23 protein-coding genes and 3 pseudogenes are annotated in these 25,817 nt (G+C 55.5%); 8 read left to right on the forward strand and 18 right to left on the reverse strand.

The window, feature by feature from the left end; genetic code table 11:
- Positions 1-2 precede the first annotated feature (2 nt).
- From AC2FJC_RS19670 to AC2FJC_RS19700, 7 genes are all read right to left on the reverse strand, one after another.
- Positions 3-1,514, reverse strand: a complete 1,512-nt coding sequence (locus AC2FJC_RS19670) for a tripartite tricarboxylate transporter permease (protein WP_496740977.1) — start codon at positions 1,512-1,514, stop codon at positions 3-5.
- A 10-nt stretch (positions 1,515-1,524) separates the two neighbouring features.
- The gene (locus AC2FJC_RS19675) at positions 1,525-2,046 is read right to left on the reverse strand and encodes a tripartite tricarboxylate transporter TctB family protein (protein ID WP_496740979.1); all 522 of its coding nucleotides are present in this window, start codon (positions 2,044-2,046) and stop codon (positions 1,525-1,527) included.
- Positions 2,043-2,999 carry a tripartite tricarboxylate transporter substrate binding protein gene (locus AC2FJC_RS19680; RefSeq protein ID WP_496740981.1) on the reverse strand — a complete coding sequence of 319 codons (957 nt, stop codon included), beginning with the start codon at positions 2,997-2,999 and terminating at the stop codon, positions 2,043-2,045. Before AC2FJC_RS19680 ends, AC2FJC_RS19675 begins: the two co-directional genes overlap by 4 nt.
- Before the next feature lie 134 nt (positions 3,000-3,133).
- Positions 3,134-4,339: a 3-oxoadipyl-CoA thiolase gene (gene pcaF, locus AC2FJC_RS19685; RefSeq protein ID WP_496740983.1), complete on the reverse strand. Its 1,206-nt coding sequence runs from the start codon at positions 4,337-4,339 to the stop codon at positions 3,134-3,136.
- Complete coding sequence (locus AC2FJC_RS19690; protein ID WP_496740985.1) at positions 4,339-5,511, reverse strand: CaiB/BaiF CoA transferase family protein; 1,173 nt, start codon at positions 5,509-5,511, stop codon at positions 4,339-4,341. The genes pcaF and AC2FJC_RS19690 overlap by 1 nt, the downstream gene beginning before the upstream one ends.
- Complete coding sequence (locus AC2FJC_RS19695; protein WP_496740987.1) at positions 5,508-6,725, reverse strand: acyl-CoA dehydrogenase family protein; 1,218 nt, start codon at positions 6,723-6,725, stop codon at positions 5,508-5,510. Before AC2FJC_RS19695 ends, AC2FJC_RS19690 begins: the two co-directional genes overlap by 4 nt.
- A gap of 2 nt (positions 6,726-6,727) precedes the next feature.
- Positions 6,728-8,266, reverse strand: a complete 1,539-nt coding sequence (locus tag AC2FJC_RS19700) for a class I adenylate-forming enzyme family protein (RefSeq protein ID WP_496740989.1) — start codon at positions 8,264-8,266, stop codon at positions 6,728-6,730.
- 276 nt (positions 8,267-8,542) lie between these two features.
- Here AC2FJC_RS19700 and AC2FJC_RS19705 point away from each other — a divergent pair, with 276 nt between their 5' ends.
- Positions 8,543-10,513: a 3-hydroxyacyl-CoA dehydrogenase NAD-binding domain-containing protein gene (locus AC2FJC_RS19705; protein ID WP_496740991.1), complete on the forward strand. Its 1,971-nt coding sequence runs from the start codon at positions 8,543-8,545 to the stop codon at positions 10,511-10,513.
- A gap of 148 nt (positions 10,514-10,661) precedes the next feature.
- Here the strand turns inward: AC2FJC_RS19705 and AC2FJC_RS19710 are convergent.
- Positions 10,662-11,313: pseudogene (locus tag AC2FJC_RS19710) on the reverse strand (IS6 family transposase).
- Positions 11,314-11,321: 8 nt separating this feature from the next.
- The gene (locus AC2FJC_RS19715) at positions 11,322-11,549 is read right to left on the reverse strand and encodes a hypothetical protein (RefSeq protein ID WP_496740993.1); all 228 of its coding nucleotides are present in this window, start codon (positions 11,547-11,549) and stop codon (positions 11,322-11,324) included.
- Between the two features lie 127 nt (positions 11,550-11,676).
- Between AC2FJC_RS19715 and AC2FJC_RS19720 the strand changes: the two genes are divergently transcribed.
- Complete coding sequence (locus AC2FJC_RS19720; protein ID WP_496740995.1) at positions 11,677-12,054, forward strand: hypothetical protein; 378 nt, start codon at positions 11,677-11,679, stop codon at positions 12,052-12,054.
- A gap of 648 nt (positions 12,055-12,702) precedes the next feature.
- On the opposite strand, the gene AC2FJC_RS19725 is transcribed toward AC2FJC_RS19720, so the two are convergent.
- From AC2FJC_RS19725 to AC2FJC_RS19750, 6 genes and pseudogenes are all read right to left on the reverse strand, one after another.
- On the reverse strand, positions 12,703-13,239 hold the full coding sequence (locus AC2FJC_RS19725; RefSeq protein WP_496740997.1) for an adenylate/guanylate cyclase domain-containing protein: 537 nt from the start codon (positions 13,237-13,239) through the stop codon (positions 12,703-12,705).
- A 120-nt stretch (positions 13,240-13,359) separates the two neighbouring features.
- A pseudogene (locus AC2FJC_RS19730) lies at positions 13,360-14,369 on the reverse strand (IS110 family RNA-guided transposase).
- Positions 14,370-14,496: 127 nt separating this feature from the next.
- Positions 14,497-15,205: pseudogene (locus AC2FJC_RS19735) on the reverse strand (IS6 family transposase).
- 154 nt (positions 15,206-15,359) lie between these two features.
- Positions 15,360-16,739 carry an MATE family efflux transporter gene (locus AC2FJC_RS19740; protein WP_496740999.1) on the reverse strand — a complete coding sequence of 460 codons (1,380 nt, stop codon included), beginning with the start codon at positions 16,737-16,739 and terminating at the stop codon, positions 15,360-15,362.
- A 12-nt stretch (positions 16,740-16,751) separates the two neighbouring features.
- Positions 16,752-17,339 carry a helix-turn-helix domain-containing protein gene (locus AC2FJC_RS19745; protein ID WP_282154157.1) on the reverse strand — a complete coding sequence of 196 codons (588 nt, stop codon included), beginning with the start codon at positions 17,337-17,339 and terminating at the stop codon, positions 16,752-16,754.
- An 11-nt stretch (positions 17,340-17,350) separates the two neighbouring features.
- Positions 17,351-17,929, reverse strand: a complete 579-nt coding sequence (locus AC2FJC_RS19750) for a carboxymuconolactone decarboxylase family protein (RefSeq protein ID WP_496725730.1) — start codon at positions 17,927-17,929, stop codon at positions 17,351-17,353.
- A 308-nt stretch (positions 17,930-18,237) separates the two neighbouring features.
- Between AC2FJC_RS19750 and AC2FJC_RS19755 the strand changes: the two genes are divergently transcribed.
- The 5 genes from AC2FJC_RS19755 to AC2FJC_RS19775 are packed head-to-tail and all read left to right on the forward strand — an operon-like array spanning position 18,238 to position 22,260.
- Positions 18,238-18,984 (forward strand): amino acid ABC transporter ATP-binding protein, encoded by a 747-nt coding sequence (locus tag AC2FJC_RS19755; protein WP_282121048.1) that lies wholly within the window; start codon positions 18,238-18,240, stop codon positions 18,982-18,984.
- 1 nt (position 18,985) lies between these two features.
- On the forward strand, positions 18,986-19,828 hold the full coding sequence (locus AC2FJC_RS19760) for an amino acid ABC transporter permease (protein WP_496725729.1): 843 nt from the start codon (positions 18,986-18,988) through the stop codon (positions 19,826-19,828).
- Positions 19,829-19,863: 35 nt separating this feature from the next.
- Complete coding sequence (locus AC2FJC_RS19765; protein WP_496741001.1) at positions 19,864-20,697, forward strand: transporter substrate-binding domain-containing protein; 834 nt, start codon at positions 19,864-19,866, stop codon at positions 20,695-20,697.
- Positions 20,698-20,756: 59 nt separating this feature from the next.
- Positions 20,757-21,638 (forward strand): amino acid ABC transporter permease, encoded by an 882-nt coding sequence (locus AC2FJC_RS19770; RefSeq protein ID WP_282170329.1) that lies wholly within the window; start codon positions 20,757-20,759, stop codon positions 21,636-21,638.
- 13 nt (positions 21,639-21,651) lie between these two features.
- Entirely contained in the window at positions 21,652-22,260 is a 609-nt protein-coding gene (locus AC2FJC_RS19775; protein WP_496741003.1) for a glutathione S-transferase family protein, read from the forward strand.
- A gap of 12 nt (positions 22,261-22,272) precedes the next feature.
- Here AC2FJC_RS19775 and AC2FJC_RS19780 read toward each other — a convergent pair whose 3' ends face one another.
- The 3 genes from AC2FJC_RS19780 to AC2FJC_RS19790 form a co-directional block, all read right to left on the reverse strand.
- The gene (locus AC2FJC_RS19780; RefSeq protein WP_496741005.1) at positions 22,273-22,590 is read right to left on the reverse strand and encodes a non-heme iron oxygenase ferredoxin subunit; all 318 of its coding nucleotides are present in this window, start codon (positions 22,588-22,590) and stop codon (positions 22,273-22,275) included.
- A 3-nt stretch (positions 22,591-22,593) separates the two neighbouring features.
- Positions 22,594-23,535, reverse strand: coding sequence for a fatty acid desaturase family protein (locus tag AC2FJC_RS19785; protein WP_496741007.1), 942 nt, complete (start codon positions 23,533-23,535; stop codon positions 22,594-22,596).
- 152 nt (positions 23,536-23,687) lie between these two features.
- Positions 23,688-24,773, reverse strand: a complete 1,086-nt coding sequence (locus tag AC2FJC_RS19790; protein ID WP_496741009.1) for a hypothetical protein — start codon at positions 24,771-24,773, stop codon at positions 23,688-23,690.
- Positions 24,774-24,869: 96 nt separating this feature from the next.
- On the opposite strand from AC2FJC_RS19790, the gene AC2FJC_RS19795 reads away from it, so the two are divergent.
- Positions 24,870-25,799, forward strand: a complete 930-nt coding sequence (locus AC2FJC_RS19795) for a LysR substrate-binding domain-containing protein (protein ID WP_282154149.1) — start codon at positions 24,870-24,872, stop codon at positions 25,797-25,799.
- Positions 25,800-25,817 lie beyond the last annotated feature (18 nt).

Here is a 25,817-nt window from a genome sequence, read left to right on the forward strand (position 1 = left end):
CTTCAGGTTTGCGGCGTGGGCGCTTGGTTCGACGTCCGCATGCGGGCGATGATCCGAATACCAATGGCAACCAGCGGTATGGCAAAGAACACCAGCGCAACAGGACGGTGCAGGAAGATGCCAAAGCCGTCATCGGTCAGTAACACCGACTGGCGCAGCGCTTGTTCGGCACCTGGTGCCAGAACAAAAGCAATGATTGTGGCAGCGGGGCTGAAGTTCAGAGTCCGCATGAAATAGCCGATCAGACCAAAGAGGCAGGCAACGGTGACATCGAACATCGACGAGCGCGCAGTGTAGGCCGAGATCAGCGCCACCGCCAGGATGGTTGGATAGATCAGGCGCTGCGGCACCTTGTCGATCACACGACCGATCAGTGGACCACCAAACCAGCCAATGAGACCATATAGAGCGATCCCGATCAAACCGGCTGCGAACAAACCGTAAACGATGTCGCCCGAGGTCTCAAAGATCTTTGGCCCCACTTGGATGCCATGGATCAGAAACACGCCCATGAGCATCGCCGCAATGGTCGATCCGGGCACACCAAGCGCCAAAAGCGGGATCATCGACGGACCGGACACGGCGTTATTGGCCGCTTCAGGTGCCGCGACGCCTTCGATCGCCCCTTTGCCCCATTCATCTTTGTTTGCAGCTTTCGCCTTGGACGAACCATAAGCCACAAAACACGCCACGGCGGAGCCAACACCCGGGATCAGACCCACCATCGAACCGATCACCGAACCACGCCCGATGAAGGGCAGGCAGCGCTTGACCTCGGCCCAGCTTAGGCGGTCGTCATCGGGGTTCTTCGCGCGGATTTCGTCATGATGTTCTTGACCTTTGCGCGCAGGGAAAACTTGAGCAAAAACTTCGGAGATCACGAACAGACCAATAAGAAGCGGAACCAGCGAGAAGCCGTTGTAGAGTTCGACCATACCGAAATCGAACCGCGGCTCGGACGTAATCGGATCCAGACCGATCATCGCCAGCGTTGCCCCGAACAGAGTCGATGCGATGCCCTTGAGTACGGAGTCTGAAATGACAGAACCGATGATCAGGAAGGCACAGACATAGATCGCGAAGTAATCGGGCGGACCCAGCTCTCGGGTCAGCTGCGCAATAGTCAGCGCGCCAAAAATCAGGATGAACTCACCGACAAAGTCGCCAATGACCGAGGCCACAGTCGCCGTTTTCAACGCCTTGCCCGCCTGTCCTTTCTTGGTCAGCGCGTGCCCGTCGATCACTGTGGCCGCAGCCGCCGTTGTCCCAGGCGTGTTGAACAGAATCGCGGATATCGACCCCCCGAACCGTCCAGCCTTGCCTATGACGTAAAGAAAGGCCAATGCCGACAGCGGGTCGATGTAATACGTGATTGGCACCAGCATGGCGATCGCGGCCGAGGCCGTCAGCCCCGGCACAGCACCCACGATGACACCCAGGACCGCGCCAAGCACTACAAACATAAGCGTCTCGGGCGTGGTGAAGATGGTGTAGAAACCGTTCAGAAGTTCCATGTCATATCCCTCACTTCAGCCCGATCAGGGTCAGGGGGTTGAAAATGGTCGCCTCCGGTTCAAACACGGTCATCAGCTTGAAGAACAGCAGATAGAGCGCGACGGTCGCACAGACAGGCAACAGGATCAGGGCCGGGCCACGCACGGCGAAGATCAACGCCGCTACCAAAAGCAGCACGAAACAGGCTGTGACGTAACCAAAGGCACCGAACATCCAGACGAAGGCGATTCCCAAAGCGAAGAGCGGCACTGCGTCGGCAAAGAAGCGTTTGATCTCAAAGCTTGACTTGTCAGCAGGGGCGACTTGCTCGCGCAGGCCAAAAACAGTCATGGTCACGCCGATCAAGCCCAGGGCGACACAGATGGCTTGTGGAAAGAACCTTGGCCCGATGCCTTCCTCATCAATGAAATCCAGCGAGATGTTTAAGGATTTCCAGAAAAAGAAAGTCGCGAGCACCACCAAGGCCAATCCGGCAAAAATGTTGTGGCGCGCAGACTTGCGCGCCACTTCAATTTGAACACCCTCGGTCATTCCAGGGTTTCCAACAACTTGCCCCACTCGACCTTCGAGTTTTCGATAGCCGACGCGGTATCGGGGCCGCTCACGCTCGAAGTCGGCAGGCCGGCCTTGGAGAGGGTGTCGATATAGGCAGTTTCCTGAGTGATCGCGACCATGGCATCGGACAGTTGTGCAACAACCTCGTCAGAGGTACGAGCAGGAGCCATCACGATCATCGGGGTTGAAACTGGGATGAAGTCGACGCCCAGTTCCTTGGCCGAAGGGGCATCAGGCGCCGCCGGGTGACGGTCGTTTGACAACACGGCCAGCAGGCGCACGTCGTCCTCAAACCCACGGCCCAGGTGCGCGCCCATGACGCCAAAATCAACATCTGCGCTGGTCAGCGCAGCACGCACACCTGAGCCACCTTTGAATGGAACGTCCTTGGCTTTGACGTCGTTGGGGTTCAGAACACCTAGACCCGCCATGTGCCAGACGTTGCCGCGACCAGTGTGACCCCAACGCAGTTTAGTGTCCGAAGTTTTGGCTGCTTCGATCAACTCGTCCAGCGATTGGATCGGCGAACCAGTGGGGACAAAGATGCCGGCGGTCAGCTCACCAATGGTGCCGACCATTTTGAAGTCATCTTCCGAAACAACCTGTGGTTTGATCAGATTTTTCAGAACCATCGAACCGGCGGACGCCAGATAGAGGGTGTACCCGGTGGGCGGTTGGTCTGCCACAAAGCGACCACCAACAAGGCCGCCACCGCCGGGTTTATTGACGACAACAACGGGCTGACCGTCCAGATGTGCGTCAGCGGCGCTGGCCAGCGCACGGGCGTAGGTGTCGGTGCCGCCGCCTGCCTTGAAGCCGACGATCAGGTCGATCGGGCGCTCGGGAAAATCCGCAGCCTGTGCCATGGAAGCGGCAACCGCCAGGACAGTGCCGGTTAAGGCCGTTTTGATCTTAGCAAGTGTGAACACGTTTGTTTCCTCCCAAACATGAGTTTCGACCGAATGAGGTCATTGGATTTTGAATTGCATCGAGATTAGCGAGGGCTTGCTGATCGCAGAAATATTATATGCGTATCCCGGCTATCACGTTTTCCGATGCCCAATTAAACGCGCTCCAGTAGTACGGAAATACCTTGACCGACACCGATGCACATTGTGCACAGTGCTAACGAAGCTTCGCTCCGACAGAGCTGATTTGTGGCCGTCAAAGCCAAACGCGCACCTGACATGCCTAGGGGATGACCAAGGGCGATGGCGCCGCCATTTGGATTCACATGCGTCGCGTCATCGGGCAACCCAAGGGCGCGCGTGACGGCCAGCGCCTGTGCAGCAAAGGCTTCATTCAACTCGATCACGTCGATCTGGTCGATGCGCATGCCAATTCTGCTCAGCAGTTTTTGTGTAGAAGGTGCAGGACCATAGCCCATGATGCGCGGTGCAACACCTGCCGAAGCGCCCGCCACGATCCGTGCCCGTGGCGTCAGCCCGTAACGTTTGATGGCCTCTTCGCTGGCGATGATCAAAGCCGCCGCGCCATCATTGACCCCGGACGCATTGCCCGCCGTCACTGACCCGCCCTCGCGGAACGGCGCGCGGAGTTTGGCCAGGCCCTCGGCGGTTGTTTCTGCGCGAGGGTGCTCATCAGTATCGATAGCTTTGGGATCATTTTTGCGCTGAGGTATGATCACTGGTGTGATTTCTTCAGCGAAGACGCCAGCCGTCTGCGCCGCCGCCGTCCGCTGTTGCGAGCGCAAGGCGAATGCGTCCTGATCAGCGCGACTGATCCCGAAATCTTCGGCCACGTTTTCGGCCGTCTCAGGCATCGAATCGACGCCATATTGGGCCTTCATCAACTTGTTGACGAAGCGCCAGCCGATGGTGGTGTCATGCACTTCATTGGCACGGCTAAAGGCGCTGGTGGCTTTGGGCATCACAAAAGGTGCCCGGCTCATGCTTTCGACACCGCCTGCGATGATCAAATCTGCATCGCCCGATTTGATCGCCCGCGCACCATAAGCAACCGCATCCAGGCCTGAACCGCACAGCCGGTTCAAGGTCGTGCCGGATACGTTTTCGGGCAATCCCGCCAGCAGCGACGACATACGCGCAACGTTGCGGTTATCTTCGCCTGCCTGGTTGGCGCAGCCATATAGCACATCGTCCACAGCGGCCCAATCGACGTTCGGGTTCCGCTCCATCAGCGCCTTTAAAGGCACAGCGCCCAAATCGTCGGCCCGAACAGAAGACAACCCGCCACCATAGCGCCCGATGGGCGTGCGGATGGCATCGCAAATAAACGCATCAACCATCAGATCACCCCCGCGTCGCGCATTGCCTGAATGGCAGCCGCGTCATGGCCCAGATTGCGCAGGATCTCATCCGTGTCTTGTCCTTTCTTGGGCGGAGCGGACTGAAACTCGTTCAGACCGGCGGAGAATTTGGTGGGGTATCCGGCCTGGAACGTTTTGTCCTCGCCTTCGCCCAACTCACCAAACATGCCGCGATCGATCAGATGCGGGTCTTCGAACAGGCGCATGTCTTCATACACCACCGCCCAGGGTAGATCGGTCGGGCCAAAAAGCTCTTCCCACTTGGTCAGGGTTTTCGAAGCGAACATGTCCGACATTAACCCATGCACTGCCTGTTTCTGTTGGTTTCGCAGCTTGTTGGTGCGGAAATCCTCGCGCCGCAGGTCGGGGAATTCGTCGCCCATCATCTCGGCCAAGACCAACCAGAACTTGTTCTCGAATAGACCGATGGCGATGTGTTTACCATCTTCGGTTTCAAAGATGTCATTGTCGGGCATCACAAAGGACATCCGATCCGGATCACCGTCGCACAGATCATGCGCAATCCGCACAAGCGGTGAGGACCAGTTGACCATCGCATCGGTGATGGACACGTCCAGATACTGCCCTTTGCCGCTCATCTTGGCAGATCCCATGGCAATCGCCAGCGACAGCGCGCCATACATCGCCCCGGCGTAGTCCGACAGTCTGACCTTGGGACGCGCGAGCTTGTCGTTGACCTGAGAGGGCACCGCAAAATAACCCGACAGTGCCAAAAAATCGATATCGTGACCCGCCCGTTGACGATAGGGACCCGTTTGACCAAAGCCCGAGAGTGAACAATAGACGATGGCCGGGTTTTGCGCCTTTACCGCTTCGTATCCGAAGCCCAGTCGGTCCATTACGCCGGGACGAAAGCTTTCGATGACGGCATCTGCGCTTTCCAAAAGCTTGGTCAGTACCGCCTTGCCTTCGTCGGTTTTCAGATCCAGCGTCAGCGACTTCTTGTTGCGGTTCAAGCGGGCAAACATGTCTTTGCCCAGAAAGCGCCCCGGGTCGCCGTGTTTGGGTTCTTCGATCTTGATGACCTCAGCCCCCAAATCGGCAAGCGTCTGGGTTGCAAAAGGGCCGGGCAGCAAGCGCGACAAGTCTATGATGCGCATGCCGTTCAGAAACGACCACTCATTCGTCATTGTGCGGCCTCCGGGTTTGCGGTTTTCCATTCTTTCTGGATGCCTTTTCCGATCGTGTTGCGTTGAATCTCTGAACTACCGGTGAGCACGCGGAACATACGCAGGCGGCGGAACACCCATTCGACTGGATGGTTCTTGGTCATGCCGGTTGCCCCATGGATCTGGATCGCTTTGTCAGCAACCTGAAAGGCATTTTCGGCCACGAAGACTTTGCACATCGAAGCCTCGGTCCGGATGTTTTCCCCCCGGTCCGCCTTGGCGGCGGCCGCGTGGATCATTGAATGAGCGGCAAAGTTGGCGGTCTTCATGTCGGCCATCATGTGCTGGATCGCCTGGAAATTGGCGATAGGCTGTTTGAACTGCAACCGACGATTGGCATAATCCACTGCCTGTTCCAACGCGAATTGGGCATGGCCCAGCATGGTCGGGCATTGCAGCAGGCGATTGATGTTGATCCTTTCCATCCCCAATTTGAAACCACCACCCAGTTGCCCCAGTATGTTGCGCGCAGGCACGCGAACGTTCTCTAAGATGATGTCGTTGTCGATGTGTTGTCCCGACATGGGTAGGTAATGCCCTTCGATCCGGTATCCGGGCGACTTTGCATCTACCAGGAATGCCGTCACGCCGTTGGTTCCGGCCTCTGGGTCAGTCACACACATGACGATGGCAAAATCCGCCGTGCGCGAGGCGGTGATGAACCGTTTGTGGCCGTTGATGATGTAATCATCTCCGTCCTTGACTGCGCTGGTCTGAATGCGCGCTGCATCGGATCCGGCATTGGGTTCACTCAACGCAAAACACCCTGCTCGTTCGCCGCGGGCTGCCGGGTAAAAGAACTCTTCGTTCTGCCCTTCTGTCGCTTGTGTGATGATATACCCGATCCTCATCGGGCCACCGTTTTCACCCAAAACGCAGCCATAAAGCGCCGCGTTCGACCGGGTGGCATCCTCTTTCAGAGTACAGAGCTGATCGATAGACAGGCCTAAGCCGCCGAACTCTTCGGGCAGGTTGCAACCATAGATGCCCAATTCGCGCGAGCGTTTCCACCATTCTTCGAGCTGAGCACGTTCGAACCGAGTTTCATGGGTCAGCCCGTTCTCTTTTTCGAACGGGAGCATTTCATTGTAGAGTAAGTCGTTGACCTTGGTGCGAAGCTCGGCAAATTTGCCCGCTTCCAGGCCAGCTGTTGCGCGGTTCAACCCCTGATTCATGATTACACCTTCCGATCCGAACCGGCCCAGTATCCATCACGCACCTGACGGCGCAGGATCTTGCCGGCGTCATTTTTAGGGAGCTCGACCACAACATCGACCGAATGCGGTTTCTTGAACTTGCCCAACTTGTCCACGCAATGCGTTATCAGGGCATCGGTATCAATCTCGGCGCCATCGCGTGCCACAACAACGGCCTTGACCGCCTCGCCGAGGTCAGCGTCAGGAACGCCGACAACGCAAACTTCGTAAACCTCAGGGCGTTCGAACAGGGCATTTTCAACTTCGTTGGGGTATACATTGAATCCGCCGGTGACGATCATGTCCTTCTTACGGTCGATGATAAAGATGTAGCCGGTGTCGTCGATATAGGCGATGTCGCCAGTGTGATAACGCCCGTCTTTCAGAACCGGAGCAGTCAGCTCGGGTGCGTTGTAGTAGCCCTGCATGACATCCTCGCCCTTAACCACCAGCTCACCAGCCTCGCCCACGGGCAATTCGTTGCCTTCGTCATCGATCACCGCGACTTCAGTCTCAAAGAGGGCACGACCGCAGGAGCTAAACAGTTCGGGCCGCCCGTTCAGGGCCAACTCATGGTCCGCTTCGGTCAGCAGCGTAACTGAAGAGCACACCTCACCCGCGCCGTAACCTTGGTTTAGGATCGGGCCAAAGAACTCGACCGCTTCTTGCAAACGCGCCGGGGAAATGGGGGCCGCACCGTACCGAAGCAACTTCAGTGAAGAGAGGTCGTAGTCGCCTCGGTTTGGTGCGGCCAGAATGCGGTTGATCATAGTCGGGACCAGATAGGTCTGCGTAACCTTTTCGGCCTGAAGCGTCGAAAGATACGTGTCTACGTCGAACCGCGACAGGATGACGTTGGTGTGGCCCTGTGACAGCAAGGGCATGATCGCCATTCCGGATACATGGGTAATGGGTCCCACGTGCAAATACGTTTCATGTTGATCAGGATACAGCCGAGAACGGAAAGTGATCTTACGCAGGATTGCTCGGCGATTGCGGAAGGAATGCATCGCAGCCTTTAGCACACCTGAAGATCCGGAGGTGTAATGGTGCACCATGATGTCATCTGGCGAGACATCCGCGCAAACGGTCTCGGTCTTAGCCTGAGCTAGAGCATCCTCATAACTACCGCCGTCGCCCATCACCAACAGCTGCAAGTTTTCGTTTTCATTGAATGCCTGCTGCGCCGCTGCCAAATGCGCCTCGTCTGTCAGCAGGATTTTGACTTCACTGTCCTTGCAGACGTGAACAACTTCGTCTGCTGACAGGCGTGCATTTATCGGCACGCGGGTAAAGCCACCTTTGAGCAGAGCCACCTCGGCCTCGACGATTTCGGACCGGTTCCAAGCCAGAACCGCTACACGATCACCCTTGGTCAATCCTGCATCCGACAACGCGTTCGCAAGCCGGTTAGTACGCTCTTCCAGTGTCGCATAGGACAGTGATACGCGTTCGTCCTTTACGGCAATCCGGTCGGCCCAGAACAGGGCGGCGCGTGTTACAAGATTTCCCAGGTTCATGTTCAATTCCTCGCATTATCCGATCCAGGCCTCGAAATGCGGAGGCACAGCAAGATTGAAAGGAAGGGTAGAGGGCTAGCTGTAGACAAGAAAATACTATTTATAGCTGCCTAAGATAATAAAAACCTATTGCGGGATGATGCCGTGACAATACTTGTCGCTCTGCAATGTTATAGTAATTTATTATGGCAGTGATCACACCATAGTATTTTCCACGACTTTGGTGCTTCAGCTAAACATACAAGGCAAACCAAAGGCTGATCGAAGGGGAAAGTCATGAATGCGGTTACTTTGACGCGCAAAGATCAGGTTGGCATCGTTCGCGTCCACGCCCCCCCGGTGAACGCCATTTCCCAGACAGTGCGGCAGGGTTTGTGGGAAGCATTTGACGAGGTCACAAACGACCCGCAGATTGCTGTTGCGGTGCTAATATGTTCCGGCCGGACCTTCATGGCAGGGGCAGACGTAAGGGAGTTCGGCAAACCGCCGATGCCGCCCCATCTTAACGATCTGGTGTCCTTCATCGAAAGGTGCCCTAAGCCTGTTGTTGCGGCAATTCACGGTCAGGCACTTGGTGGTGGACTGGAACTTGCGTTGGCCTGTTCCCACCGGATCGCGACCGCGAATGCGCGCTTTGGTTTGCCCGAAGTAACGCTTGGAATCGTGCCCGGTGCGGGTGGCACGCAGCGGCTACCGCGATTGGTAGGCGTGGAACAAGCGCTTAACGTGGCGGTGGAAGGTAAGCCGGTCTCTGCCAAAGTAGCCGTTGAAATTGGCCTGATTGACAAGATAGCAGACGATCTTGAGCCGGAAGCGATCACCTATGCAAATGCGCTGATCGGGGTCGATACTGCCCCTCTCAAGCTCAACCTGCCGATTTCGGCTGACAGCTTTGATCCTGCCCTGTTCGATCAATGGCGGGCCATGTGTGCCAAACGCAAGCGTGGCTTCGATGCGCCCTTGGCAGTTATTGACGCGGTCGAGGCTGCCACCGGGCCGGATTTTCAGGCTGGCCTCGACAAAGAGCGCAACTTGTTTCTAACCCTGCGCCAAAGCACGCAATCTGGTGCATTGCGACATATCTTTTTTGCCGAACGCGAAACCTACAAAGTAGAGGGGCTGGATCTGTCGCAAGCAGGCGAGATTGGCAGTGTTGCGGTAATCGGGGCGGGAACCATGGGAGCAGGGATTGCGCAGGTCTTTGCCACCCAAGGCATTGCCGTCACTCTGGTCGAAATCTCGGACGAAGCGGCACAGTCCGGAATCAACCGAATCCGGGGCAATTTGGAACAAGGGGTCAAGCGCGGCAAGATGAGCGCAGCTCGTGCCGAAACCATTTTGACGCTGATTTCACCCACGACCGACTATGATGATATGGCTTTGACCGATCTTGTGATCGAAGCAGCGGTCGAAGACATTGTCATAAAAAAGAAAATCTTTAAACGGCTGGATAAGATCTGTCACCCAGGTGCCATTTTGGCGACGAATACTTCGTACCTAGATATCGACGAGATCGCTCAAGCGACCGATCGCCCCGAGCGCGTTGCCGGCCTTCATTTCTTCAGTCCTGCCCATATCATGAAGCTGGTCGAGATCATTCGCACCGATCAGACGGACCCGGCGGTAACGGCGACTCTGGCGGCGACAATGAAAAAGCTGGGAAAAACGGGTGTGATTGCTGGGGTCTGCCACGGGTTCATTGGTAACCGGATGTACCAAGCCTATCAGCGCGAAGCTGGGTTGTTGATGCTGGAATGTGGATCACCTGAACCGGTTGACGCCGCGCTGCGCCAGTACGGAATGGCGATGGGGCCGTTTCAGGTGCTGGATTTGTCGGGCATCGATATTGGCTATCTGATGCGCAAATCGCTGCCTGTCGGCGCAGTGCATCCTCACGCATTTCAGGTCCATGACCGGCTTGTCGAAATGGGGCGCAAAGGCCGCAAAACCAAGGCTGGCTTTTATGGTTACAACGAGAAGGATCCTTCGATAGACGAGGTTGTTCTGGGGCTGATCCGGGAGGCGGCCGAGGATGCAGGGATCAATTCGCGCGATTTGAGCGCGGAAGAAATCGCGCGACGTTGTATCGACGCGCTGCAGCAAGAGGGTGACGAAATTTTGAAAGAAGGCATCGCGGCTAAGCCCGGTGACATCGACGTGGTGTTCGTCAACGGCTATGGTTTTCCTCGATACCAGGGTGGTCCGATGTATCACAAGAATTCAGTAACCGACAAAATTCCGGCCTAAATTCGGCGGTTGTCGGGACGGGATGCGTCCCAAACGGGACTGTTGTGTTAAATGACGTGTTACGAAATTGTGGGATGCGGCTTGAACCTTAGGTGGGCACTAGGAAGTGTTGGCGCATGAATTCGATTTCACCTCTGACGCCTCGTTGTTAGTAGTGAATGTGGCCGCGTTTGATGGTTCGGATGGTATCAATGCCACTCAAGGTCGCTTTTGCCGTTTGTAAGGATCGGAAACTTTGCCGATATCTGAGGATGCGCTTTATTGCGGCGTGGTCGCTTTTAAGGAGGTTGTTACGCCACTTCTTGTCGATGTGCCTGATGCTGTCAAAATGCAGATCATAGCAATGATAGATCATCACGGATGACGCACCGGTATGTTGGTGCATTGTCTGTGCAGATCTAGACTGGACGATGTACCCGCACCCTCTCAATTGCCTTGCGAAGAAAAGCTCGTTCAGCTTTGGCATCCCGGCTTACGGTTAGTCGGAAGTCGACCATTTGAACGTTTGCATCCATGGCGCGCTACAAATAGCACCTTTTGCCACCGACCGGAATGTTGGTTTCATCGGCATGCCAATCGACACTCGCCCGACGCAGATACTTCTCGGTCCGCCTGGTCAGCTCAGGCCCGAATTTTTGAATCCACCGGTACACTGTCGATCGATCTACCGAGATGCGACGCTCTGACAGAAAATTAACCACATCTTAATAGGTAAGCGGGTAGCGCAAGTACCAACGCACGGCACAAAATATGATCTTACGCGGGAAGCGGTGTTTCTTGAAAGGGGAACTACGCGGCATGACCAACCTCAAACGCAAGAAACTGGCCAAATGAGCCGATTAACGCGATAGTCCCCAAGCGATGGGGTTATCGTCTGCCAGTTGACTTCATTGGCAAAGCGGTGCTGCAGGCCCACATAGATGCTGCAGACCCCCAGCAGGATCATGATGATATTTTTGAACACCGGGCCGACATTTGGAATCCACAGCAGGTTCTCAATTCCGCGCATGGTGATCAGAATTTTGATCCAGCGCATTATGATGACAATGATAGCGATGCCCCACGGGCTGAGCTCGAAGCGCAGAATCTGCGCCCTGACCAAAGCAAATAGGTAAAAGACCGCGGGAACCTTCGGGCAATGGTAGCAATAGGCCGAACTCGCAGTGCTAAATGCAACTCAGGGTTGGGTGTTTGCTAAAGAGAAACAAAAGGTTGCCCCGATCGTATGCTTGCGCGCGCCAATTAGTATCTCCAATGGAAGTATTTCGACGAAACAAACCACATTGGAGACAGACCATGTCCAAGTTGTCGTCTTTGGCGGTGTTGATGTGGCGGGCAAGGTTTTGGACCTAAATCTGCAGCCCCGCAAGATTGGCGAACCACTTTCGAAGAGCCCTTGGCCCGTGACCTTGAAGGGCCCACTAGCAAAGCCGAAGATCAAGGTCAAAGACGGTCCGAAACGACTGAAACGATCGGATGGTGCGGACAAAATGCCAGCAAAAAGAAAACTTTGCGTTCCGGACATTTTACAACTGCAGTAGTGGCGGAGGCAGTCGATAAAAGAACACTTTTAACGTACAAAAAGAATGACATCGCTTTCTGGAAGCGATTTTTGCTTCGGGTTTTCTCTCGATATATTCCGCACTTTAGGCGAATGGAAACTCTCTTGGAGTTCGGCCGGCACGATGAAAGACCTTTGAGACGCAAATGGAAGAACGTGTGCACTTTTGAAATGGCAGCTAAAGCGAAATTAACAGCTTAGTGCAGCGTTAGTGGCAGAACTATGTGTCGCCCGACAGGTGGCGTTAGGTTTAATTCTAAGGGCAGGTTGACCGATCTGAGAAGCGCAACAATATTCGAACCGCGATTTTCCAGAAGCTTGGCAATTTGATGCACGCCAAATCCTGGAGCATTCCACGTTTCGCTATCAGAATTCACTTTGTTCTCATCCATACTGGTGTTTCGACCCAGATAGAAGCACGCTGCTGAACCGAGGCTCTTTGCGTATTGGGCTACAATAGACAGGGAGTAAAAGCTAAGCAATCGTGTGGTTGCCAGCGGCAATGTAGTGGATCTTTTGCGCCTGCAGCGAATGTCGGGAACGAATGTTGCGACCGCAGCGGCCGAGAGTGGTGGTCAACGACCGGCTTGGGCTGCAAGAACCAAAAGGTGAACATGGAGTAGCCGATCTACCAACTCGTCGGATGCTTCTCTGAAACAACAGCGTACGCCTCAACCGGCTCCCTGATGCCCTTCATCTCCACCTCTCCCTTGCCTACGGCATCCACAACGCCTTCGACGGCAGCCCACATTCGGGGAGAAATCAGTACCTCATTGCGGGTGGCCATGTTGCAAAGCCGCACGGCCATGTTGATCGAGGTTCCTGAGGCAGTGCAATCAAATCGTCCCGCTGAACCGACGATACCGACCGTATTGTAGTCAAACGAGATGCCAACTCCAAAAAGAACCCGATTGCCCAGCTTTTGCCATTTGGCGCAGAACACTTGCATTTTATCGCGCATGGCCAGTGCCATGCACACCGCGTCGCCTGCCGGATGAATAACCGGAATCGAATCCTTGAAGGTATCGCAATTTGTGGACAGCTCCGGTTTTGCAAGGGTTTTCTTTGTGATTTTGATCGTTTTGCGTAGCGGTCGTTTGTCCGGCCTATTTGTGCGGCGCGTTTGACCGCTGGCCCTGATGAAATACGCATGCTGGATCCCCATCAAGTTGCCGGACTATGATGCCCTGGCAATGCCAAGGGGTGTTCCGGCGGCGGCAAAGATCATCATCACAGGAATTGCCCTTGCAACTCGTATGGAGCGTTTCTCATACGCCCCGAAATCTCAGGCTGGCTTGTAGACTTCTTGCTTGGACAAGACCGCCCAGGCGATCCGGGCGGTCTTGTTGGCCAGAGCCACGCTGACCAACCGTGCGTGCTTTTTCTCCAACAAGCGCCGGACCCATTCTGCGGTTTGTGTTTGCATATGGATAACACGTCTGAGAACCGCAGTGTCACCTACGATAGGCAGTTTGCGTAGATACCCATCTCCCGTCTTCGTGATCCTTCCCAGCCGGTCCTTACCGCCAGAGGAGTTCTGTCTCGGGACCAGCCCGAGCCAGGCCGCAAACTGGCGCGCAGACCGGAATTGCGCGGGATCAGCAATAGTGGCGGCAAGAGCCGTCGCGGTGAGCACCCCGACGCCCGGGATTGTGGCCAGCCGTTGGCTGACCTCGCTCGTGCGATGCCAACCCTGTATTTTGCGATCGAGATTGGTGATCTCTTCTTCCAGTTCATTCATCTGCCGGGCAAGTGACAGCAGCGCGACCCGCGCCACCTGAGGGATGTCGAGGTGACCTTCCTGAAGTCTGGCGCAGAGGTCGCGTATCTTGTGCGGACCTCGGGCAGATACGAACCCGAATTCCGCCAGATGGGCCCGCAACGCGTTGATCAGCATGGTGCGTTGGCGGACCAAAAGGTCGCGTGCTCGATGCAGCATCAGAACCGCCTGCTGATTGGCGCTCTTGATCGCGACGAAGTGCATGTTCGGTCGGGTAACGGCCTCACAAGTCGCCTCGGCATCCGCCATATCATTTTCTGCCGCCTCACATATGGCTTGACATACGAGGGCGCGATCAGACGTACCTCATGCGCGAGCGCGGCAACTTCGCGGGCCCAATGGTGGCTGGTCGCACAGGCCTCCATGCCAACCAAGCAGGAGGCCAGGCCGGACAGCATATCGAGAAATGCGTCGCGCCGAACCTTCTTTCTAAGAACAACCTCTCCATCAGCATCAACTCCATGAAGCTGAAAGACGGACTTGGCCAGATCGATCCCGAGTGTTGTAACATGCATGTGGACAGCTCATCTTTTCCGTTGGGTACAACAACGCCAACATTGGCACATTGCGATGCCACGTGGTGGAGCTGTCCACACCATCAAGTTGTTTGACGGCGTTTGAAAGGAGCCGCGGAAGGCGCGGTCAGGCTGTTAGCTCAAAGGCATGGCCATTCCAACGATCGTGTGCATCTGATCGTGCGCGGCGGAAGAAGACGGTACAGAGGCATAAGCGGCGGCGGAACATGGTGTTGATTTGGTTGTGGACGACGAGAAATCGTGGAGCCTGGCGTGGTGAGTTGAACCGGCACATCATTTTTTCCTGCTTTCGCGCCGGCCGGTGTTATCCTTCGATCCGGTTGTAGAGCCCCTTGTGCGCCCGATGATCGGTGCCCGGCGCGAAGGCCTGGGTTGGCTTGGTATAGCTGCGCAGCTTGTCCGTGATCACGACAGGTGGTTCGCCATAGTCAGCAGCCAGTCGGCCGAATAAACGCGTTGCGGCCTTGCGCATTACGTCGAGGCTGAATCACTATGTCGAGTACATCTCCATTACCATCGATCGCACGCCATAGCCAATGTTTCATGCCGTTAATAGGAACGACCATTTCGTCCATATTCCAATTGTCGTGCGGCCGGGGCCGGTCGCGTCGGATACACGTCGCGAACCGAGACCCGAAACGATTGACCCAGGTATAAACCGCTTCACGACTAACAATGACGCCACGCTCCGCCAGGAGGTCTTCGACATCCGCCGTGCTGAGAGCAAACCGGTGACATGCCCTCACCGTATAGGCGATGATTTCGCAAGGAAAACGGAAGCCCTTCAGCCGCGGCAATGAGGTTGGTAAGGTCATGGGACCGCGCGATCCGAGAAGGACAACGCGATCAACTTGGTGTTGCTTTTAAAAGAGATCATGCTGAAGCTTACCAAAAAACTATACGCTGAGAACAAACGTCGGACCCTGCGTACTTGTCAATCCAGACAAAAAGTTTGCGACACATCCTTTTTCACTCTGTGGCGGGTACCCACAATCCACCGATCTCTGTCTTCGCAATACGTATGGTCAACGCCATTGCGACAACCCAGCCGGTCATTACGGCCGCTGCTGTGCCGAACCACACTCCGGTTTCGTTGAATCCCAATATGCCAATAAACACCCAAACAAAGAACGCGACCCCAAAGGCCTGGCGATAAAGGCTAATCCAAACGGTCCAAATGGGTTTTTTGAAGGCCTGCAAAAGTGAGTTGATTGAAAATAGCATCATGTAAAAAGGCAGGATCAGACTGTCGACTCGTAGATATCCCACACCAACGCGTACAACCTCTGGGTCCGCTGTAAAAAGGCGCATAACTAAGGGACCACCAAGCCAAAGGATCGGGATCGCAACCAGCGACATATAAAACCCGACTCGCCAGCAATAAAACAACGCGGCGCGCACCCGCTGGCTGTCCCGAGCACCGAAATTCTGTGAGGCGATTGGAAGTAGGGCACCCGTGACACCCAGAATGGGCAGCAACAAAACCTGTTCAAGCCGTATAGCGATTGCATAACCAGCAATTGCATGTTCACCAAACAGCTTCAGCGCAAACTGCAGGACAAAGGCCGACAACAACATGATCGTAAACGAAAAGGCAGTGGGCAGAACCTGCAGCGAAATTTCTGCAAACCGTTTCAGGCGTGGTTTGAAGTAGGCTGCGCGCATGCGTTTCATTCGCCTCCGCCGAAGAACCTGCTGGATCAAAAAGATCATCACGCCTGTCTGGCTGATCACCGTAGATAAAGCCAAACCGTTAAAGCCGATGCCCGGGATCACGCCCGGAATTCCGTAGATCAGAAGGGGATTCAGGATGATGTTCGCCAGAAACGCGACGATAAGTGCCCGTTGCATAGACACTGCGTCGCCATGGGCCTGCAAGATGCCATTACATCCATGAGCCAGAAGAAATCCCGGCATTGCCAAAAGCAACCAATAGAAATAGCGAAGCCCGGCTTCACGATAAACGCCTGGTTCCGAGACAAGCTTGATTAACAATGGGCCGAACCAAAGCCCTGCCAGGGCAAGCAGGCAAGACGCAACGATTCCGTAAGTTATCCCTTGGGCCGCTAGGCGACGTGCCGCTCGGTTGTCGCCTGCACCCAGAGCGTTTCCAACCAGTGCACTCATAGCTGCTCCGAGCCCGACGCCTACGGAAATGGAGATGAAAAAAGCTTGAAAACCTAGGGCCAACCCGGCTTGGGCGCTGGTCGACAACAGCCCGGCAAAAAAGATGTCGACGATGTTGTACAGTGTACTGAAAAGCATTCCGACTGCGCCGGGTATCGCCAATGTTCGGAAATGGCCTGCAATGGACCCTTGGGTCAGATTAAGGTCGATTGCCTGAGCCATGTTAACTGGGTGTCATGGGCGCTCGGCCTGAACTGTCAGAAAGACAAACTCAGGGGTCAGAACATCCTCAAACCCGTGGTTAAGTTCAGCGTCCACACTGATCGAGTCGCCGGCTGACAGCGTAAAGCGGGCCTCGCCATATCGGTAAACGGCTTGGCCTTCGAGTGCTTGTACAAACACTACGCCGTGGCCGACATAAGTGGGCGGCGGTCCGCCTTCGCGCAATAAAGTCACACGGCGCGCTTGAAATCGCAGGTCTTTACGAGAATGCAGTGAAAGATTGACATATTCGTGGCTGTGCCCCGCCGAGATTCGGTTTGATTTCAGTCCCTCACCATGGCGCACGAGAGTGTAGTCTGTGTGATCTGTACGCGCTTCGCGGAACAAAGAAACAATCGGAACTTCGAGCGCTTCGGCCAGTGCCGCCAGAGTGTCGATTGACGGAGAAACCAACCCATTTTCGATCCGGCTGATCATAGCGGCTGAGATACCGGACTGCTCTGCCAGCCTACGAGCGGATTGCTTCCGACTTTGGCGCAGTTCCTTCAGCGAGGCGCCGATGGCACGGTCGATCTGTCTGCCTGGAGTGTCTCCTTGCATGATCCGTCCTTTCAGTCGCTGCTATAATATCCCACCACATCGCCATCGGTGGTAACACCTAGGCCATTCAGCAATCGGTTGGCGTAGTTGAAATACCCTACGATCTGGTTGATTTCGAGAATCTCGCCATCCTCCCAACCGGTGTCTTTTAGGGCTGCCACATCAGAATCGACCATCGTACCCGGCGAAAGTGTAAGCTTTTCAGCATAGGTCAGGGCCGCCAAATGTGCGCCGTCGAACGCATCTTGAGGGCGATGTGCCTCGAGTGCGGCTTCGATCTTGTCGGCGCGTGCGGCGTCGTCGATCAAGTGCCGGGCGTTGGACCAGTGGTTGGCATAGGAATAGGGGCAGGTGTTGAGAGTCGATACGTATGAACTGATCACTTCCTGAAACCACATGGGAACTCTGTTGGCCTTATCGTGCAGACAGGCGCGATACAGAATCACATGCCCCTTCATGGTGTTAGGCCGCAGGGAATGCACACGCATGACATTGTCGACAGTACCGTGCGGTGTACGCGCCAGATCCAGAGTGGCCTTCAGATGCGTGTCAGCATCTTCGTCAGATATCATCCTGATCCAGGCAGACATTTGCGGTTCCTCCCTTGGTCGTCAGTATTATCTGAGGGCAGTTCAAAATTTGTCCTCTGAGTTTTTTATTGACGAGTATTGCATATTAAGCAACCATATTAATTAGTGTGCAACGTATTTGAGGAGGCTCAGGCCTTGCCCGACTGCCCCAAACAATCGCAGCGCCAGCCCGGCCTCGGCTGTTTCGTCAGGCCTGGCACCACGAGATGCCGGCCTGCCTTTGCAGGAATGGTGGAGGAAACTCCTTTGTGCGCCCGGTCCATCAAAAGACAAACTCGCATGTTGTCCCGAACCCAAGCAGGTACGACATGAACCAAGCCACTCCGATGATTGAAGTGACCAATCTGGATAAGTATTATGGCGCGTTTCACGCGTTGAAAAACATCGATCTGACGGTCCATCAGGGTGAAAAAGTCGTGATCTGCGGCCCTTCGGGATCGGGAAAATCGACGCTGATCCGGTGCTTTAACGGGCTGGAGTGGCACAACTCCGGCCGCCTCGTGATCGATGGAATCGAGGTTTATGACGGAGCCAAAGAAATTCGCGAACTGCGGCAGGAAGTCGGGATGGTCTTTCAGCAGTTCAACCTGTTTCCACACCTGACAGTGCTAGAGAATCTGACGATTGGTCCGATGAAAGTGCGCGGGATATCCAAGGCGCAGGCCGAAGAAACCGCACGCAATTATCTTGAACGTGTTCATATCCCGGAACAGGCCGACAAGTACCCGGCGCAGCTGTCGGGCGGGCAACAGCAGCGCGTAGCAATTGCGCGGTCTCTATGCATGGAAACTCGGATCATGCTGTTTGACGAACCGACATCCGCGCTGGACCCCGAGATGATCAATGAGGTGCTGGATGTGATGGTCGAGCTGGCCGACACCGGCATGACCATGGTTGTCGTCACTCACGAGATGGGTTTTGCCCGTAAGGTCGCTGATACGATGGTTTTTATGGAGGCGGGCCAGATCGTCGAAGTCTCACCACCCGAACAGTTTTTCACCAACCCCTCGAGCGAACGCTGCCGTTTGTTCCTAGATCAGATCTTGGCGCATTGACATGAGCGATCTGGGCATTTCCCGGCCAAAAGGCCAGCCGCTGCCTAAGCAGCCTTTTTTAAAGCGGTTTTTTGACTCGACCCTGATTTCGGTCGGGATCTATGCCATTATCGTCGGGCTGATCGCCTATGGTGCATATACTGGTGCGCAGGGCATGGGGTATAACTGGCAATGGTACCGGGTGCCGCAGTTTCTGTATCGCAATACCGAGGTCGGTTTTGAATGGGGTGAGATTCCCATCGGGCTGGTCGCGACGATCAAGTTGTCGGTCACGGCTTTCATTCTGGCTATGGTTATAGGTCTGCTTGTGGCGTTGCTGCGCCTGTCGGACCTGGTCATCGGGTCTGCAATTGCAGTTGGATTTCTGGAGCTGATCCGTAACATCCCGCTGCTGGTTCTGCTCTACCTCTTCTATTATGTTCTGGGGCCGATCTTTGGATTTGACCGATACACGGCCAGTATCCTTACCCTGGCCGTGTTCCATTCTGCCTTGATTTCTGAAATCTTTCGGGCCGGGATCAACGCCGTCCCCACTGGCCAGTGGGAGGCCGCTAAATCCATCGGTATGAGCCCCTCCCAGACCTATCGCTACATCATCCTGCCACAATCCGTCCGCTTCATGCTGCCGCCGATGACCGGCGAGGTCGTTCATCTCATCAAATCCTCGGCCATTGTCAGCGTGATTGCAGTGGCCGAGCTGACGACCTTCGGACGCAACATCATTTCAGACACATACATGAGTTTCGAAATCTGGTTCACCATCGCACTGGTTTATCTGGTGGTGACCCTGATCCTGTCGATTGGCGTAAGTCATCTGGAGAAGAAATATGCCGTCGACCAATAACCCAGAAAATATGTCGGACAACAAGGAGAACCAAGATGAAGCTTTCTCGCAGAATGCTCAGGGCTGCCCTCGGCGCGGTCGTGGCTACCGGTGTGGCGACCTCAGGCTGGGCGCAGAGCGCTACGCAGGAACTATCCAGCGAAAGTGTGATTGAAACTATCAAGCAGGACGGCGTGATTCGGATCGGTCTGTCGCTATTCGTGCCATGGTCGATGCGCGACAAGAATGGTGATCTGATCGGCTATGAACTGGATGTTGGCCGCAAGCTGGCTGAAGATATGGGCGTTGAGGTTGAGTTCGTGCCGACTGCTTGGGATGGTATTATCCCGGCGCTGGTCTCCGGCAATTTCGACGTGATCATCTCGGGCATGTCGGTGACGGCGCAGCGGAACCTGACCATTAACTTTACCGATCCATACGCCTATTCGGGTCTGGCCATTCTGGCCAATAAGTCGATGACCGAAGGCATGACGCTTGAGGATTTCAACAATCCCGAAGTGACCTTTGCCGCCCGGCGTGGTGCAACACCTGCGGCAGTGATTGCACAGAACTTCCCTGACGCGACCTTGCTGTTGTTCGATGAAGACGGTGCCTCGACTCAGGAGGTTCTGAATGGGAACGCTCATGCTTCCATGGCAGCGCAGCCGACTCCGAACCGCGAGGCTGGGTTGCACCCTGAAACGCTGAGTGTGCCGTTCGAAAATCTTTATGATCCGCGTGGTGAAGCCTTTGGTGTGCGAAAGGGCGACCCGGACGCCATGAACTATTTCAACAACTGGATCGCGCAGCAGTGGCGTTCCGGTTGGCTGAAAGAACGTCATGACTATTGGTTTGCTGGAAACGAATGGGCTGACCAGGTCGCCCAGTAACCCTGACCCACCCGGGGGGCAGCGATGCAGCCCCCCGGATCTGATACGGAGCGTCTCGCGTGCAGGACTTTCTCAAAAAACTCAGATGGCCGGACTACCTGATCGCCGCGGTTCTGTTCGTGTTTTTCGGGTATATCTGGCTGTCGATTGAAGGCACGCTCAATTATAGGTGGCGCTGGGACGTCATCCCCAGTTACATTGTCGGCTGGCATTCAGGTCGTGAGGAATACTTTGCCAATTTGCTGCTGCAAGGGTTGGCCGCAACGGTTCGCATCAGCCTCTATGCCGGAATTCTGGCGTTGATCCTGGGCACCATTCTGGGTGTAGCCCGCTGTTCATCAAATCTGACCATCCGCATGCTGGCGCGCACCTACTTGGAATTCTTGCGCAATGTGCCGCCGGTTGTTGTCGTTTTCATCTTCTTCTTCTTCCTGTCCCAACAGCTGATCGATGCGTTGAATCTGGAACGCTGGGCGCGCGGTATCGCGCGGCAGGAAAACAATCAGGTGTGGGAGTTCTTCTTCGGTGAAATGCGCCGCTTCCCGTCGCTTGTTTCGGGCGTCATAGTACTGGCCCTTTTTGAGAGCGCATTCGTTGGTGAAATTGTGCGTGCCGGTATCCAGTCGATCCCAAAAGGTCAGCGGGAAGCCGCGCGCTCTATCGGTATGAGCCGCCTTCAGGAACTGCGCTATGTGGTACTGCCGCAGGCGATGAAGAAAGTGGTGCCACCGCTTGCCAATCAGTTCATATCGCTGATCAAGGACAGCTCAATTCTGTCACTGATTTCTGTGCAGGAACTGACTTACAAAACGGTTGAGCTTGTGGCCTCATCCCGCATGATCTTTGAGGCGTGGATCACCACGGCCGCTTTCTACTTTGTGGTTTGCTTCGGCCTTAGCCGATTGTTTGCGCGGCTTGAAAAACGGTCAGATAAGCGCTGACATATAGGCCAGTATGATACGCCTCTATGATTTCCGGCTTTCGGGCAGCTGTCACAAAGTACGACTGTTACTGTCCATGCTGCAGCGGGATCACCAGATCATCGACGTAGACCTGCTGAACGGTGACCAAAACAAGAGTGCGTTTTTGCAGGTCAATCCGCTGAACAAGGTACCAGTTCTGGACGATGATGGGTTCATCCTGCGCGACAGCACTGCCATCATGGTCTATCTTGCGCAGAAATACGGCGCTGCCGAATGGGCCCCGACCACACCGAAAGAACACGGCGACATACAGCAATGGTTGTCGTTTTCTGTGAATGAAATCTTCCACGGCGTTGCAATGGCCCGGGCGATTGTTCTCTTTGAACGCGACATCGATCTGGCCGAGCCGCAGGCGCTTGGGCAGAAAACTCTGAAGATCATGGAGCATCACTTGTCAGACCATCGCTGGCTGGCCTGCAACCGTCCCACCCTCGCAGATCTGGCCTGCTATCCTTACATAGCTTTGGCGTATCAGGGTGGAATATCGATGTCTCCATACCCGGCGGTGCGCGCGTGGATCGCGCGTGTTGAGGCTTTGCCGGGATATGTCCCGATGCCGGGGTTGCCGGCACCGGGTTAGGGGCAATCGGGCCTATGCTCTGATCTGAACCATGCCGTTTTCGATCCGGGATTCAAACACTTTCATCGGCCGCGTAGCAGGCGCTGAAACCGGGTGCCCATTTCGCACATCAAACGCGCCCTGATGCAGGGGGCACTCGATGACATAGCCATCGAAATACCCGTCACACAGATCCGCGCCGCCATGATTACAAAGCGCCAGTGAGGCATAGATACCACCGGGCGTGTCGTAGATTGCGATGATACGTGAGCCGAGTTCGACCCGTGTGACCCAATTTTTTTCCAACCGAGCAGCTTCGATCACGTCTTTCCACGGTTTTACATCTGTCATGGATTACGCCTCTTCCTTGTGCCGGATCTGACGCAGGATTTCGCGGTGGGCAGCCAGATAGCCGCCGGGCTCGATATGGATGTGGTCTTTTAGCTTATCATGCAGGCGCGGGAGCGCGTGAAACGGGACCGAAGCGACATAGTGATGTTCCGCGTGGTAATTCATGTTCCAGCACAGAAAGGACCACGGTGCCGAAACCAGATTGGTGCGCGTATTTTCCGACATCTGCGCGACGGTCGGGCGTCCGACATGTTCGGTCATCCGGATGAACCGCATTACCGGCTCGCCCAGAAACAGGGGGATGAACCAGTACCAGATCAGCCCCCACCAACCCGTGATAGCCATGCCCAGAACGATCGCCGCATAAATAGCCAGCATTCTGCGGGCATCGCGATATACGGCCTGATGTTCGACTTTCGGAATGAACCGCAGCTCGGTCTCGCTGAGATTGCCGCTGGCGTGGCGAAACAGTTCCGTGAATTTGCCGCGCCAATAGGGCAGGGCGGACAGATAAAGCAGATATTCTCCCATTGTTTCGGGCAAAGGGATCAGTTCGGGGTCTTCCCCGGTCAGTTGCGTATAGGTGTGATGATCGCAATGTTCGTAGCGAAAGAACCGATGTGGCAGAATGATGATCAGGCCGCAGATCTGACCTACCAAATCATTCAGCCACCGGGTTCGGAACACTGTATAGTGCACGCATTCATGCTGTAGTGAGAAATGGTGCACCAGAACGATGCCTTGCAGGAACATTGCGGGCCAGATTAGCCAGCTGTTCCAGGCTAGGGTGACAAGGGTAGTTGTGCCAGCCAGCACCAGTACCCAAAGCGCCAGATGGCGCAAGCCGGGGCCGTCGGACCGTTGCATGAATCCTTTCAGTTCTTCACGCGTGAGCTTGCCTTCGGCCAGTGCCTGAGACAGGGGCGTAACGATTGCTTGTGACATGTGAGTTCCACATTTTTGCCGGTGCGGGGGCTGCGCCCTCATCGCATGTTCCGGCACCGGAGACGGGAGTGCTCCGCACCATAGGACCTTGTCAGGTGGCCCTATTGCAATCAGTTTAGCGCGATGGCGCGCGTTCGATCAAGCGGCAAGGTTCAACCAGTGCGGCTTAGACCGATATCCAGGTCGGGGTCCGCGAACAGGGCAGCTGCGCAGGGGTGCTTGTCTAGAATGGTGGCTCCGCCGGGCAGCCGGTCGGCGTGGAAAGCCCCGTTTTCCCAGTATGTCACACTGTCGATCACGATCGTCGGATCAAACACGTTCCAGCTGATTTCGCCTGGGGCATAAGCACCGCAGGTGTGGAAGTGCAAAATACGCGGATTGCCGAAAGCGGACCCGCCCCAACGTTCGAAATTCTCGCGCATGTCCCATGGGTAGCCGCAGCCCGGGTGGATGCCCGCATGCCAAGAATGCACGAAATTGCGGTCGATGCCAAACTGACCCGCGACCCGGTCATAATGAGCCTCGGCCCGCGCGGCGTCGGCAGGATCGCCATCAAACCCTGTCAGACGCCCGTTTTCCAGCATCGCAAACACCGGTCTTTCGAACTCTACCGTATAATCATCATAGTATTTTGACCCAGTGCCCGTCAGAAATTTCAACGCCACCCGGCCCGAAAAGCTGTGTGCCGGGACTGGCGTGAATACCGACATGGGGAAGCGCAAGATCGACGTATCGCCTGTCGTATCCAGGTTCATCTCAGGCCGCCCCTGAAAGTCCGTGCCCAGAGGGCAGGTGACCCGCACGTCGGTGGCCCTGTTCAGAACGCCGTTGATCCCTGCCTTGATGTCGAGGAAGGCATCGTGATGCCCGTTGGAAAAACCAGAGCCAAAAAGCTCGCGGCTCAGGGCGAAACTGACGATGATCTTCTTGCCCTGTGGCATTTCCGAGAACCGGAGCTGATCCCCGAGACGGGCCAGAAACAGGATGATATCGGCGGTTTCGAACCGTGCCAGGAGATCCGCGGACAGGTGTGGATTGTCCGGATTGAAACCCACATCCACCGCATCAACCGACAGCCCCATGGATCGCGCGGCATGCGTGACGATTTGGACACTATCCGCATCGAAATAGCCATGTTCGGGAGGTTCATAAGCGATCAACAACCGGTCGCCTGCCGTTGCGTGGGCGCAGTTAGTCAATAGATTTCGCGCGCCGCGCTCGGGTGTGATGTCCGACATTCGCGTCTCCTACGGGTTCCGGTCAGTATAGATTAGGCTCGGGTTGAGCGCCTAATCTATTTGAAAGTGATTATGCCTGACATTAGGGTGACTAATATGATCGTAAACCTGCCCTATTCCGCCCTGCGCGCCTTCGAGGCAGTTGTCCGGCATTCCGGCTTTTCTCCTGCTGCAGCTGAGCTGGGCGTCAGCCAGAGCGCGGTCAGTCAGCATGTGCGGGCGCTTGAGGAATGGCTTGGTCTCGAATTGCTGGTGCGTGGTGCGCGGTCATCGCGTCCGACCCGCGAAGGGGAACTGCTGGCGCTGGCCATTTCTGAAGGTTTGGGGCGTATTTCGGACGTTTGTACCCAGCTGAGGGACAAGACCCGCACCGACCGGACCATCGTGATTTCATGTCTGCCGGGTTTTGCGTTCAACTGGTTGTTTCCGCGCCTTTTAAACTTTGATCTCGCTCATCCGGACCTGTCGATTTCCATTGCCACAGATACCGGGCAATATCCGTTTTCAGGGGCGGACGCGGATATCGGTATTCGCTATGGTCTGGGTGATTATCCTGGCTATCAGGTCGATTTGCTGATGACCGAGCAGCTGTTTCCGGTCTGCGCTCCCTCTTTGATACCAAGCTTGCGTGGGGTCGAAGATCTGGCGCAACACACGATGCTGGTGGATGAGAACCTGCATCATGGACCCGCAAGTCCAACGTGGGATTTCTGGGCGCGGCAATGCGGACTGACGCTACCGTGGCCCTTGCGAACACGGAGGTTTGGGCAATCCAATTTGGTTGTTCAGGCGGCCATCGAGGGGCTTGGTGTCGCTTTAGGGCGGGAACCTCTGGTCATCGACACGCTGTGCGATGGACGTTTGGTGCGACCAATTCCGGAGCTGACGCAATCTCCGTTATCTTATTGGCTGGTTCGACCCCATGAAACTAAGGACAGCCCGAAAGTCGGTGAGTTTCTGAACTGGATCCGTGCTGAGGTTGAGGCGCAGCCGGACATTCCGCCAGCCGCGGGCGCCGGGAATTAGCCTGACTTATACGAGTCA

The sequence above is a fragment of the Ruegeria sp. CDSB117 genome (assembly GCF_059611005.1).